This is a genomic window from Arenibacterium sp. CAU 1754, from assembly GCF_054482635.1.
Genome location: NZ_JBTLRG010000003.1, coordinates 372294 through 386401 on the forward strand (window position 1 = coordinate 372294; position 14108 = coordinate 386401).

Sequence of the window (14108 nt, forward strand, 5' to 3'; positions counted from 1 at the left end):
CGGATCGCCATCGACATCGCTGTCGATACCGCCACCCAGGTCATCGGTGATCAGGTTGCCGCTCACCGGCACATCCTCATCCGTCACGACCGCATCATCCGTCGCCACCGGCGCGTCGTTCACGGGTGAAATGGTAATGTCCAAAGTCGAACTGTCGGTCCCGCCATCGCCATCTGAAATGGTGTAGTTGAGTTGCGGTACCGGGCCTACGTAGTTCAGCGCGGGCGTGAAGGAGAAACTGCCATCGGAGTTCATTGTGATTGACCCGATGGGATCTCCGGCCGCATCCACCAGCGGCGTTGCCGCGCCCAGGGTCAGCGGATTGGCAATCCCGTCGCCATCCACATCGATGGAGGCAGCCACGACTGTCAGCGGGTCACTGTTTGGATCGCTGTCAACTCCACCACCAAGATCATCCGTGATCACATTGCCGGTGGCGGTGGTATCTTCGGTGACGGTGATGGCATCCGGCGTTGCCACGGGCGGCAATGAATCATCACGATAGTCAAAGTCGGTGGAAAGCGGGGCCGCGTTGGAACCATCAGGGTTCATGTCGGCGTCACTGTCGGCAAGGTTGAAGGTCGTGCCTGTCAGGTTTTCATCGTTGACATCAAAGCCGTCAGCGACATCCGCGCCTTCGACAACATCCTTCAGGCCGTCGCCATCGGTATCGGCCGAGGCATCAATGGTAGCCTGGTCAACGCCGTGTCCTGCCTCAATCGTATCGGACAATCCATCGTTATCAGAATCATCATCGAGAACATCGACAATGCCGTCCCCATCAGTATCGACCGGGGTAAGGCCAGCGCCATAGACATCATCAAGGCCATCACCGTTCAGGTCGGTGATCGTACCATCACCTGTTGGCGCGATATAACCAGCCGTGGTCTGGGCTTCGACGTTGTCGGTGATGCCATCGTTGTCGCTGTCGATGTCAAGATGATCGGCAATGCCGTCGCCATCACTGTCCAGGGGTTGAGAGATGCTCAGGAACAGATCATCGAATGCCACAGTGTTGTCGGGGAAATAGCTGTTCTGTTCATTGAACAGGTAAAACCGCACCGTGTACTCAGTGCCTGCGCCCAGCAGGTAAGGCGCGATAGACTCCTGGCTGATGCCATAGACACCGTTCGGCGGGGTTGGTTGGAAACCATCATCGTAGATCGTCGTCGACGACAGGAATCCATCGTCCGAGATCGCAACAGCGACTTCATAGTTGCCAGCAGCTGACCCACCCCAGTCGACGGGCACGATTCCGTGCTGAATGTCCGTCAGAAATGCGTCCTGGCCCAGCGTGAACGACACTTCAACATAATCGTTCCCTGAGATGGCATCTGCGAACGTTGCTGAATCCGCACCTTGCAGGATATTCTCAAAAGTACTGGTGGGTTGTGTAAAGCCGGCCCCAAATGAGATGTCGTTGGCGTTGATGAGGATCGAGCCGATCGAGCCATCCGTTAGCGCCGCATATGAGGTGCCGCCACCAGAATTGTGATCCCAGTAGATGCGACCGGTATCCCCGGTCGACAGTTCGTCAACGTCCAGGATGCCGTCGTTGTCATCGTCGATATCGTCTGTGTCGAGGACGCCGTCGCCGTCCGTGTCGATGCTGATCACATCATCGCGGAAATCCAGATCTACGCTGGTCGGTGCAGCATTTGAGCCATCAGCGTCGGTGTCATTGTCACTGTCGGCCAGAGTATATTCGCCCGATGCGTTCAAGTTGTCGTCGTTCACATCGAACCCGACTGCGGTGTCCAAGACGTCCTTGAGACCATCGCCATCCGCATCACCAGAGGCATCAATAGTCGCCTGGGCTACTCCATGACCGGCTTCGACCGTGTCGGTCAGGCCGTCATTGTCGGAATCCAGATCCAGAGTATCAGCGGTGCCATCGCTATCCGTGTCGACTTCGGTCAGGCCAACCGCAGTAGCACCCGACGCGATGCCAGCGGCGGTTGTGTTATCATAGACGTCGTCAAGGCCGTCGTTGTTGGTGTCGGTGATCGTGCCGTCACCTGTTGGTGCGATATAGCCAGCGGTGGTTTGGGCTTCGACGTTGTCGGTAATACCGTCGTTGTCTTTGTCGATGTCCAGATGATCGGCCAGACCATCACCATCGCTGTCGATGCCAAACGTCTGATTCACGGTCACAGTCAATTGGGGGAAGAACCCCCAAGACATATTGTTGCTGCCCGCGTTAAAAAGAAAAAGGCTGGCCGTTGTCTGCGGATTGTCAAAGAGGAAATCAGCAGTGTGACCGTCAGCGGCCCCGGACATATTCAACAGCACGTCGGACAAGTTATTATCGACAGCCAATACCTGTGTGAACTGGTTGATGTCTCCGATTGTGTTGCCACCGTCCGGGTCAGTAATCACAAAATCACCGACACCGTCCGCTGCTCCCGGGTCGACGCTTACAACCGCGCCTGCGGGACTGCCAACAGGTGTCCACGTACCAGTCTCACTCCAGACATAGCCGTCGCGAACGCCAAAGGTACCCGCCGTCAAACTCTCGATGTTGTTTATCCGAATGTCTTGGAACGTGAATGCGACAGGTGAGTTTTGTGTGGTGTAAACAAGCTCGACCAACTCAGAATTGCTAACGTTTAGGCCATCACTGGAAATTTCACCGGTCGATGTGTTGAAACTGAATGGAACACTGGCGGAAGTGTTTGCACCTTCATAAATATCCAGAAAGAACTGACCAGTTGCATCCGACAAACGAATGCCTTGCGGATCGCCCGGATAGGTTCCCCCTGGGATGGTCGACACGACATTCAGGTCGATGGTGGACACAAAGAATGCGCCTTCGTCAACGTCCAGGATGCCGTCGTTGTCATCGTCGATATCGTCTGTGTCGAGGACGCCGTCGCCGTCCGTGTCGATGCTGATCACATCATCGCGGAAATCCAGATCTACGCTGGTCGGTGCAGCATTTGAGCCATCAGCGTCGGTGTCATTGTCACTGTCGGCCAGAGTATATTCGCCCGATGCGTTCAAGTTGTCGTCGTTCACATCGAACCCGACTGCGGTGTCCAAAACGTCCTTGAGACCATCGCCATCCGCATCACCAGAGGCATCAATAGTCGCCTGGGCCACTCCATGACCGGCTTCGACCGTGTCGGTCAGGCCGTCATTGTCGGAATCCAGATCCAGAGTATCAGCGGTGCCATCGCTATCCGTGTCGACTTCGGTCTGGCCAACCGCAGTAGCACCCGACGCGATGCCAGCGGCGGTTGTGTTATCATAGACGTCGTCAAGGCCGTCGTTATTGGTGTCGGTGATGGTACCATCACCTGTTGGTGCGATATAGCCAGCGGTGGTTTGGGCTTCGACGTTGTCGGTAATACCGTCGTTGTCTTTGTCGATGTCCACGTGATCGGATGAGCCATCGCCATCGGTGTCAAGCGCGACATAGGATGTCGCGGACATGATGAATTCGATACCGTCACCAATGCCGAACCCCGCAAGCTGGCGGAAATCGATTGTAAAGGTGGAAACCAGCCCCTGAAGTTGGACCGACCCCGCAGCGGTGCTGTTGGCATCATCGGCACCTGATTCCGAGGAATAGGTAGCGCCCGGGAGCGTGCCCGCACCGCCATCCTGGGCGGAATGGCCTGTTACCAGGAAGTCGGCCGTACCAGCCAGGCGTGTCCAGGACCCGCTGGCCAGTTCAACGCTGGCCGAGTTTTGCAAACCGCCTGACTGTCCGCCGATGCGGTCAAGGTGCAAAATCGGGTTCAAGACCTCGATCGGGTCGCCGGCCGCATTTTCAAAGGTGAATGTGACCGATGTGTCCCAGGTAAAGACACCTTGCAAGCTGGTGGCTCCGGCAAGGTTTTCGCTCCAGAATCCGGCACCAGCGCCGTTAAAGTTGCCAGCAGAGAAATTGCCCGAGGTATTGGTGGCACGAATGATGATGCCGTTACCCAGATCGACCGTTGCCGTGTTGCCGGAAATGGTCCAGGCACCTGATGTTGCCTGGGTTCCGACGGTCAGGCCCTCGACCGTGTCAAGGATGCCATCGTTGTCATCATCGACGTCGATCAGATCGGCAATCGTGTCACCGTCCACATCGCTGCCCGCGTCATCAACGATCGTAGTGACAGTGCCTGTTCCCAGAACGCTGTTGACTGGATTGGACAAGGAAATGCTGTAAGATTCCGGACCTTCAACAACCTGATCCCCTGTCGTGGTCACACGGAAGATCAGATCATCCATGCCATTTGCGGGGCTTTGGAAGAGGGCCGAGGAGTTATTGGACAGACCGTTTTCCACGTTGAAGTTCAACTGGACCGCGCTGCCAGTGCCGTCTTGGATACCCAGGGTGGCGGAACGGCCAAAGTCATTGCCCGTTCCCCGGAAATCGAGGTCTTCGAAATTGACGCGGATATCGCCGGTTGCTTCATCCAGGATGAGCTGGAAGGTGCCCGATTCCGTGCCGAACACCCCATCCAAGGTCATGTCGTTCCACTGGATGATGAACTGCTGACTTCCAGGCGCACCGGTCGTCTGGATAAACACATCACCGCTGCCAACACCGTTGGGATTCAACCCGTCCCAATACGCAGCGATTGCAGGGTTACCGCCGAACGCGGTTCCGCCGCTCATGTCGACGTTGTTGCCGCTGTTGAAGGCCCCGCCGAAGGTGACGTAGCCGTTATCGCTGATGAACAGCTGGGTATAGGTGACGCCGTAGAATTCGAAATTGAACCCGATCGACTGAAGTGTCGTGGTATTGCTGCCGATGTTCAGCCCGGTGCCCGTTCCCGAAATGTCGGTAAACAGGTTCTCGGTCCCCTGAACCTCGCCGGTGTAATCGGCTGTGTAAGTCAGGGTCGTTCCGTCAAACGTCAGGTCGTCGCGTGTAATCGCGATGTTATTGATGGCTGTAACAAACTCATCTGACAGGGTGCGGTCGAAATCGCCATCGTCAGCCGTGCCGTAAAGCGCCGTAATGTCGATCGACGCCGATGTGCCAAGCGGTAGAACTTCGGAGTTCGAGATGGTGTATGTTGCAGAGTTGCCTTCGTCGACCGACGTGTCGCCCGTGATAGACCACGTCGGGGCCAGCACACCCTGCCAGGATTCAGCCGACAGGCTTTGGGATTCGACCTGACCGATTTCGGTTTCCAGATCCCAGTCGCCACCCAAATCGCTGTGACCGGTCAAATCATTGGACGCTGCAATATCGGCACCTGTAACGCCGCCCAGGGCCATTGCAGCCTCAAGCCCGTTTTCACCGCCGGTGAAGTCACAACCATAAATCAGAATGTCGCCGTCCTCGGACAGCGATGCGCCAATCGTCGTCAGAGCCTCTTCGTGCCCACCCACAATGCTTTCGGCCGTCAGCTGAGTGTTGCCGAGCGACAAGGAACCTTGTTCGCCGTGGCTCAGGATGTGGATCGCATCCAGGTCCTCCCGCCCGTCGAGAACATCGGCGATTTGCTCGACACCGTCCGAACCGGCCTCGATCACGACAACCTCGGCGCCATCGGGGATCGTGGCAATCAGGTCCTGAACATTGGGAACGGTCGATTCTACGAAATAGATTTCCTTGCGGTCAGGTTGGGAGACATTGGACGCGGCGGCGACCTGTGCCTCATCATCCCGACCGGAAATGTGATCGGCATCCGGGTCTGTTGCATCGATCGCAGCATCGACCGCTTCGGCCCCGGCTGCACCGTCGAACATCATCCGCTCTTCCAGTGCCAACAGTTCGGATTCGAGCGCTTCGTTCTCGTCAATCTGCGACTCGAACTCCTGACTATCTGATGCCTTGTTCAATTCACCCAGTCCCCTAAACAACCAGTGCAAAGCTGGACCTTGAGCCTGCGGTCTCAGGTCGCCACTTCACATTACTCAAACGGCCCCTCAGGACCGAAAACCTACGATTTGGATTGCCTGTTACGGCGACATTCACACAACCGAAAGATGCAGGCAATACGAAACCTTAACGATCCGTTTACTTTTCCTAGGCTGCAATTGTGCAAAAAATTGGGCAGCCGAGCACTTCAAAAGGGGGGGGGTTGCGCCAAAAAATATCTGGCACTGTTCAAGCCATTCAAAATGAATACAAAAAACTGAATTTTTTGTTGGAAGCGAATAATGGCCCTTATCCTTATGGGTATACTCCTATCCGAAAGGGTAGGTTTAAAGGTCGACCTCGCGGATCAGGACCTGCGCGATCCGGCGCCAAATCCTTTTGGCATAAGACTCAGGCTTGCTGTGCAGTTGGAAATAGCCCCGCTGTGCCGTCTGCAAATCATCGAATGCAATTATTCGGTGTAAACCCGTCTCGGTTGAAACAGGATACCAGACACCTTTTGGCTGGCGCCCTGTGTTGTCGGTCGTCAACACGGAAATTCCTCCGCCGTTGGGGGCAGCCAGGTATCCGTCGGGCAATTCCTGAACCGAAAAATCTGAAACCGCCAATTGTTCAACTTTCACTCTGGGCACGGCAAGTTCATCGGCAACGAACTGACCCTGCTTAGCTGGATCATATCGTTCAAGATCGGTTTCATTGATGAAGCCATTTATGACATATGCGCCGGGATCAATAATGCGACCAAGAAACTGGGTACGCGCAAGCCAGGTACCGGGCTGAACCTGAGGCGGTAAATCGGTAAAAAACCCGTCATGGGCAGCCCGGATCAAAAGCGCTGCGTTCTTGTCTTTCAATGCAGAAGACGTTTGCTGTTCTTCTTCAAGCAGACGATTGACAATCAAACGCTCGGCGCGCTCGACCTCATCACCGGCGCCACTTAGAAGTCGCGCCCTGTACATTTCCATGCGCCGTTCTGATTGCTGCAGCTTCAAGGGCAATTCCGGGTCGACAAGCTGGAACAGGGGATCACCGGCACGAACGGTTTGGCCTTCTTTTACGAAAACCTTCTGGAGTTGCCCCTCGGCCTCGGCAAAGATCGACTGCTGGCGCGCCTCTTCCAGAATGGCGGGCGCGTATATCCGGGTTGAGACGGGCCAAAACATCGCCGTGACAATGCCTATCAACAGCGCAAGCGATACCCAACTGCGGGTTTTCCTGATAATTCTGTCGCGCATCACGAACCAAACACCCAACTCTTTCAAAATCGGCCTAACAACAAAAAAGGCAATTTCAATGATAAACAGGATGATTGCCAGCGCCTTGAAGAAAAATGCGTAAACCAGCAGGGCAATCGCGATAAACAGGAAGAAACGATAGATTGCCACTGCAACAGCATAGAGAACCATGAACCTTTGCATGCCGGGCGCGAGCCGTTCTGGTGGCGGATCACCCAAGTTGAACATCAGTTCGCGCAAGGCCCATTTACCGACAGCAAACGAACGCGGTTGGAGGTTCTGAACGCCAATAGCGTCGGCCAGGAGATAATAACCATCAAACCTCATCAACGGGTTCAGGTTGATGAGCAGCGAAAAGAACCATCCCGTTGTGGCGACCGCAAAGGCCGCTGACCGAAGCGTGCCATCCGGCAGGAAACACCAAAGTAAAGTTGCAAAAACCGCTACTGTCATTTCCACCAGAACGCCGCCGGAATCCACCATGATCCTGTCGCGCCTGCTTCGCAGCCGCCAGGCATCGGTTACGTCGGTGTAAAGCAATGGAAACATTACCAGAAACGCCACCCCCATGACTTGCACGCGCAAACCGCGCGATATAGCTTGATAGGCGTGGCCGAATTCGTGCAGGATTTTTACGAATATGACGGCGCCAATGTAGGTCAGCGCCCCGGTTTTCGAGAAAACATCCCTGAAATGCAGGATGAGATCGGTAAATTGCCGACTGGTCAGATAAGCGGCCAAGACAAGCAGGCAAACAGTGAACCAGACGAACTGGCGCGAAAAGAAAGGTCTGACCAAGGGCCAGGTGGCATGAAGAAATCGGTTCGGGCGCACTAGGGGAACTCGAAAAAAGATGTACCGATGCATCGCCCATTGCAGCCATGTGGTACGCTGACGAGTCTCGGCATTCACCATGCGGCGCGCGGTTCCAGGCGCATTCAGAGCGAGCAGGTCATGCTGCTTGAGGAAGCCCAACAGATTGGTCACTTCTGCCTCGCCAACAGAAAGTGCCCGCTTCGCGAGGAGGTCAGACCGTAGGTTTTCAACCGTACCGGCAGACCAGCGTGATATGATCTCTACCGTTCTTTGGCCCACCTGAAAGAACCTGTGCCGGACCGGGTCATAAATGACCCAGCTGGGTGCCCCGGACAAAAGCGGAGCACCGGGCGAGATATCCAAATCCTCGCGCAGCGGCGGTAATGGCTGATCCCCTGATGTCGCATCAGGCATGGTTTACATTCCAAACGTCTGCCGGATCCAACTCAGGGGCCGGCGAAAGACAATGAAATGCAAGCTGTGCGTTTCACCAAACAACTGCGCGGTACCGCGCGCACCGATCCGCACACGTTCAAGCGCTTTTTCATCGGTCGCTCGCCCGATAAGCCGGTAAGCAAAAGACCCATCTTCCTGCGTCGCGGCTCGGTAACTGCCGCGCAGCAACGTTGCCTCGATTGGGTTCAAAGGATCGCTGTCCAAGAAGACCCGCACGCGATTTCCGTCTTTCAGAACAATATTGTCACTGACTGGCAGACGAATCGTAAATTCCAACCGGTCGGGTGACACGATTTCCATAATCTGCTCACCTACGCCGACCGGTCTTCCGGTCAGTTCACGGGCATTGTCAAAAACCGCAATGCCGCTGGTCACCGCTTGAATTTCGACTCTCGAAAGTCGTTCGCGGGCCAAATCCCGTTCAGCTTTTGCCAGAACGAACTCGGCTTCGGCGACCTTTGTCTGCCGTGCTGCATCACGATCCACAAAGGACGAATTTTGCAGTTTCTCAAGTCTTGCCTGCGCGACAATCGCTTGTTTCTCGGCAATTTCAAAAGCATTGCGGAGCTCGGTGTCGTCGAACTGGGCCAATATCGTGCCAGTCTGAACCAGTTCATTCGGCTCAACTGTGACTTGTTTGATTGTCCCGTCAAGCGGAGCAGCAACCGCGAACCTGTGCTGACCGGTCACTTCGGCTGGCGCCAACACGGTCAGCGGTGCGCGCAAGAAACCCAACATCAAAAGCCCTGCCATGATCAATGGCAATGCCACACGCGCCGAAATACCACGGCGACGTTCCAATGCGCGGCCAGACAAAGATTCCCAAGTATGGGAATAAGCCTCGGCGACTCGTTGGGCCAAGGGGTAAAAGCTTTCTGGCCATGGTCGTTCATGCAACAAGGCCATCGCCGCGAAAACTTTGCCTTTGCGCGTCTTCAGCGGAACCAAAACCATGTTCTCAAACGTATGCCGCGCCAGGTCATCGAATTGGCCATCGTCACTCAGTTTTGCCCGAACGATTTCTCCTTCGGGGCTGGCTTTCATCAATTTTTCAACAAATTTTACAATCTGGATGTTAATCGGTGCCTGGCGGTCAAAATTGGAAACCGACGAAACAGCCTCCAGTTTCCAACCGCGTTTCCTACGAAAAACAAATGCCTGCCGGTATCCCAGAACCGGACGGCTTTCATTCGCGATATGAAAAATCAGTTCGCGCTCGGTTGGAATGCGGCGCATCTCCGATTCCAGCTGCAAAATCCGCAGCAGAGCCGCTTTTTCATCCTGATCTCTCTGGAGCTTGAGATTGCCAGTTACCTGGTTCCCTCCAGGTCGGTTCTTGTCAGGTGGCACAGGTGAGTTCACTGGGGTTGCTCAAAATTGACCAGACCGGACATACCGGGCAGGATATTTGGCACATCGTTTTCAAACGCAGCAGATATCTTTACCGTACGGCTGACAGGATCAACAGTTGACCCAAGACCCGTGACCCTTATGTCGAACGTTCCCTCGACCGCATTTAGCCGCAAACGTCCGATCTGACCGATTTTCATCCACCGCAGCCAAATTGTAGGGGCGATGATCTCAATATCTGGACGCCCGCTTGACACGATTGAGAATAGCGGTTGCGCTGGTTGGACATATTCGAACTGGTTTACAAATTTTTCCGAGATTTTTCCGTCAAACGGCGCAACGATTTGACATCCTTTCAGACGGGCCTCGGCGCCGCGGGTTCGCGCGTCGGCCGCTGCCGACGAAGCCTTGGCAATTTCGACTTCGGAACGCCCAATACCTCCGCGCGAAAACAACGCCTGACGTGAGGCGAATGTGGACCGAGCGGCTTCGGCATCAGCGCGGGCCGCTTCTGCTTCGGCATGCTGAATCGCACAATCCAGACGCGCCAGAACATCCCCCTTTGAGAACGGATCGCCCTCGTCGAACGCCAAATCGTCGAGTGTACCCGACAACACGCTGGAAATAGTCGCTTCTGCCTTCGCCCGAACAACTGACGGGGCCGTCGTTTCTTGGGCAACTACGGGCGTAGCAATTGCTGCAATCCAAAAAAACGCGGCAAGCGCAGCGAAGGATTTTGAACTCTTTCTGAAACCAAACATGATGCTTCTGGACCCATCCCTCGGTGCCACGGTGCACCTGAATTTCAACTCGGACAGTGCTCGAATTGCAAAATGGTTTCAAGTTGCGGAATATAAACAAAAGCACTTTGGATAGATGTCTTAGTTGGAAGGCGCCCCGAAGATCTGCGTCACCACACGTTGTTGCACGTTCAATGGAACGACACGGACATAAGTTGGCCTATGTGGTTGCCTGCGGCAGGCGCGTCGGGCGATGACGATACAAAGGGGTCTGATCTGGGCAAGCTGATTGCTGAACAACTTGCGAATGGTCAATTTGTTTGTCCGTTCGGCCAGTTCTCCGAACGCCATTGAAATTCTTATACCACCCGTTGAGCGCGCCGGATAAACCTTCATCACCAAAGGTCGCAGCCTTACGGAAATGGTTGATCCAAGAAGCACGATGTGCCGCCCCTATTTCCAAGACAACTCAAACATATTTGACAACAGCGCGAGTGTCCGGCTCGCGGTTTCTTTGGACCCGGTATCACTCGGCTTAATTGTTAGTACTGGCCTTCTGGGATCTGTAAATCGCGATAGGTCAGGCGAAAATATGTACCTTAAGGGCGCAGGTTTTTCCTGTTGTGACAGTCCAAATTTGCAGCGGTCGTTCCCGTGAGGGGGACGTGGCACAAGACGTATCTCAATCGGTCAGCACGCCGAAGGTTGTGAACCCCTTTTGCATGTACCGCGCCAGACCCGTTTCCGTATCGATGAAGATCCCGTTTTCGTCAGTTCCCCAGGATCGCTGGCTTTCGTCGCGCTCGACCCTGAGGATCTGGGTTCCGGGTTCCGTGATGACCCAGGCCGGAAGAGCATTGATCCAAGCATAACACCCGGCCCCATCTGGACCCGACGCAAAGCGGAAGCTGAGCGCCGGTTGCCCGTCGGGGTGGAGCCAGACGCCGTTCAGGACCTCTTTGAACCAGATGCAATAGCGGTCGGTTCCCGGGGCGGCCTCCGGCAGCGTCTCTGTCGCCTTTAGTACGGCTGCACACCAGCGCGGGGCGCTGTCGGCGGAAATATCGGGCATTTCAGTGTTCGATTTTCGGGCCCAGGCTGTGGCTGCGGCGCGGGTATTGCGGCCGATTATTCCGTCGATGCCACGCGGATTGTGGCCTGACTCTTTCAGGCCACGTTGAATGCATTTCACCACCGGGTTGGATGCGGCCAGTGTCGGCATCACCGACAGGAAAGCGACGATAAGGGCAGAATACAGTTTCACGGTCTCTCCAATATTTGGTTCAGGACGAAGGTAACCGGCCGATCCTTTCCGGAAGTTTGCTTGGCAAATTGGCGCCTGACAAGACATATGAACGCCGCCTTCCGGGATGAGGCAGGCTGTCGCGGTGACGCGTGTCGACGCGGAGCACTGGAGCGACCCTGATGCCCGGGCACGTCGTTTGACCGGCGTGACGATGGCAGGACATGCGGGGGATATGGCGCCTGACGTCGCATTCAAAACTCGCGCGGTTCGAACGAGATTTGTTGGTATATCACGGTGCCCTCATCGTAATGCGCGACAATTCTGACCGGGCCTTTCTGGGCCTCGATTGTGACTTCGCAGGACATCGGCACGCCGCCCGCGCTGCTTTTTGGGGTCGCCATGACGGTAAGGGCCGGGGCCGGTTGATCCTGGACAGTGTCGCATCGCATGACGACATGATTGAGTGTCGAGCGTCGCAAGGGGTTCAACTGACCGATATACCGCTGTGCGGGGGTGCGAAACGTGCGGGGCAGCCAGTCGTTCCAGATCAATCCCGGAAAGGCCGCGTAGGGAACCGTGGACAGGCACATGGCGAGCAGCGAAACGAGACTGCCTGACGAAGCACTCAGCGCGTTCAGCCGCAGCCCGTCATATTCCAGCGCCGCCGTCATCCAGTCGGTGCCATTTTGGCTGATCGAGTAATTGCCGTTTTCAAGCAGTTCGGTTTCGACGACCAGCGGGCCATTGGTTTTGGTGGGCGGAAAACTGTTTGCCCCCGAGGTGACGGTCCATATTCCGCGTCCTGGCAAGATCCCTGACAGAATGCCCCGGACGTTCGGATTGGCGGCAGCGGCCATGACCAGGGCGCCGCGTTTTCCATGTCCCGAGGAATGCCACTCTACGGGCGTCAGGGTATCCGGGGCGCAGACAAAATAGTTGGCCAGACGGAAATCACGCGTTGGCGCGCCGGGTCGCGCATCGTACAGCGCGCTGAGGTGCAGGTGCGGGATGATGGACCGCCCCGAATTGCCGACGAGGCCAAGTTCCGTTGAAAAATCCACGCTCTGCCCCGGCGTGACCCGCATGGAATTCTGCATCAGGTGCGCCAGGATCACATAGGTGTCCGGCGACGTTTCCAGAATGATGTGATTGCCCCAATTATCGGCATAGTTCACCACGCCTTGCTGATTGTCGGGAATGGATTGGGTGAGGCCGGCCACCCGGCCGGACACCGGCGAGAAGACGGTTTCGCCCCAAAGGGACGGGCGTCTGTCCTCGGTCTCGCCATGCGGCAGGGGCCGCTGGAAATCCAGCGCATGGCGCCATTTTCCTTTGTGCGACAGGCTGTCGTCGAACCCTTGGGTAATCTCCAGCACGCCCGTCAGGGGGATGCCAACCAGGGGCGTTCCCGTTCGCCCCCAGCGGGCGCGCAGCCAATCCCGACTGATCCGATTGCGCTCGGGCTTGTCGCTCCAGGCCTCGATCGGGTCGTCGGGGGCGCCGAAGGGCGGGCCGGACAACAAGACCAGCCCGGTAAAAAGCGTCACCGCGAAGGGAATGGGAAGGTAGGAAACACCCGAATGATTGAACAGAACCTGCAGCAGGGCGGCGATCAGCGCGGCAAAGGCTCCGCCGATTGCGGCGAACAGGATGCCCCGCATGTCCGGCAGAAAGAACACTGCGCCAAGCGCCATACCGGACAGGAAGAAATTGTAGGAGGACGCCGCCCAGTAAAAGGGCGCGCCGGTTGCAATCAGAAGGGACGAAACGACCGCACCCGATAGCCACCCGGTCGCGCCGGCCAGAAACATCGCTGGTGACCACGCCAACAGGGCACCGGCGATCAGCAGGCCGGAAACGGGCCATGGGGAAAACACGAAAACGCCCAGCGACCGCAAGAAGACGGCGAGCAGGTCAAACACACTGTCGGTCTGAAACAGGGGCCATTCGAAATAGGCGACCGAACGCGCAGGCGCATCCGGAAAGATCGTGAACATGATGAAGGCGATCAGGCAATAGGGCCACACGATCGGAGGCAGGCGGCTTTTCGCGAGCAGGTCCTTTGCCAGAAACGTGAACAGCAAACCGCCGAGTACGGTTCCCAATATCATTAGCGTCCTGAGCAACAGCGACTGGTCAGCCGGAAGGAACACCCAGGCGCCCGCCAGCGCGCTCAGCAGGGCATTGGCCCGGATCGTGACGTCGATCCCCGGACCGTCAGATGACTTTGCCAGCGGCAGCGAAAGGGCCGCGATGGCCGTCAGGGCAAGGACCCCGACCAGGGCCAGTTGCGGCTGCTGAAACAGGGCCAGCCAAAGGCCAAGTCCGACCCACGGCGAATTGACAAGGCAGATGGCGGCAACCGGGGCAAGATATGCCTCGGCGAAGACGTCCCACAACATCTTCAATCGTGGCTCTGTTTCCCAAACCTGACT

Annotated in this window: 7 protein-coding genes; 1 reads left to right on the forward strand and 6 read right to left on the reverse strand. The window is 56.3% G+C overall.

Going from position 1 to position 14108, the window contains the following annotated elements; translation table 11 throughout:
* Positions 1–5556 (reverse strand): DUF4347 domain-containing protein (locus tag ACXYMO_RS14510; protein WP_458879480.1); only part of this gene is annotated, 5556 nt, incomplete at its 3' end.
* Between ACXYMO_RS14510 and ACXYMO_RS14515 the strand changes: the two genes are divergently transcribed.
* Positions 5449–5778, forward strand: a complete 330-nt coding sequence (locus ACXYMO_RS14515; RefSeq protein ID WP_458879482.1) for a hypothetical protein — start codon at positions 5449–5451, stop codon at positions 5776–5778. The genes ACXYMO_RS14510 and ACXYMO_RS14515 overlap by 108 nt on opposite strands.
* A 378-nt stretch (positions 5779–6156) precedes the next feature.
* On the opposite strand, the gene ACXYMO_RS14520 is transcribed toward ACXYMO_RS14515, so the two are convergent.
* The 5 genes from ACXYMO_RS14520 to ACXYMO_RS14540 all read right to left on the reverse strand — a co-directional run bounded on the left by ACXYMO_RS14520 (position 6157) and on the right by ACXYMO_RS14540 (position 14075).
* Positions 6157–8295, reverse strand: coding sequence for a hypothetical protein (locus tag ACXYMO_RS14520; RefSeq protein WP_458879436.1), 2139 nt, complete (start codon positions 8293–8295; stop codon positions 6157–6159).
* Between the two features lie 3 nt (positions 8296–8298).
* Positions 8299–9699, reverse strand: coding sequence for an efflux RND transporter periplasmic adaptor subunit (locus tag ACXYMO_RS14525; RefSeq protein ID WP_458879437.1), 1401 nt, complete (start codon positions 9697–9699; stop codon positions 8299–8301).
* Positions 9696–10448 (reverse strand): efflux RND transporter periplasmic adaptor subunit, encoded by a 753-nt coding sequence (locus ACXYMO_RS14530; protein ID WP_458879438.1) that lies wholly within the window; start codon positions 10446–10448, stop codon positions 9696–9698. Before ACXYMO_RS14530 ends, ACXYMO_RS14525 begins: the two co-directional genes overlap by 4 nt.
* Positions 10449–11109: 661 nt before the next feature.
* Positions 11110–11691, reverse strand: coding sequence for a hypothetical protein (locus ACXYMO_RS14535; RefSeq protein ID WP_458879439.1), 582 nt, complete (start codon positions 11689–11691; stop codon positions 11110–11112).
* 233 nt (positions 11692–11924) lie between these two features.
* Positions 11925–14075, reverse strand: coding sequence for an urea transporter (locus tag ACXYMO_RS14540; RefSeq protein WP_458879440.1), 2151 nt, complete (start codon positions 14073–14075; stop codon positions 11925–11927).
* Positions 14076–14108: the final 33 nt, after the last annotated feature.

What these genes read in the sequence shown, in the direction of transcription:
- ACXYMO_RS14520 (WP_458879436.1), bottom strand. Translation starts at nt 8,295, where the DNA reads ATGCCTGATGCGACATCAGGGGATCAGCCATTACCGCCGCTGCGCGAG.
- ACXYMO_RS14540 (WP_458879440.1), bottom strand. Translation starts at nt 14,075, where the DNA reads ATGTTGTGGGACGTCTTCGCCGAGGCATATCTTGCCCCGGTTGCCGCC.
- ACXYMO_RS14530 (WP_458879438.1), bottom strand. Translation starts at nt 10,448, where the DNA reads ATGTTTGGTTTCAGAAAGAGTTCAAAATCCTTCGCTGCGCTTGCCGCG.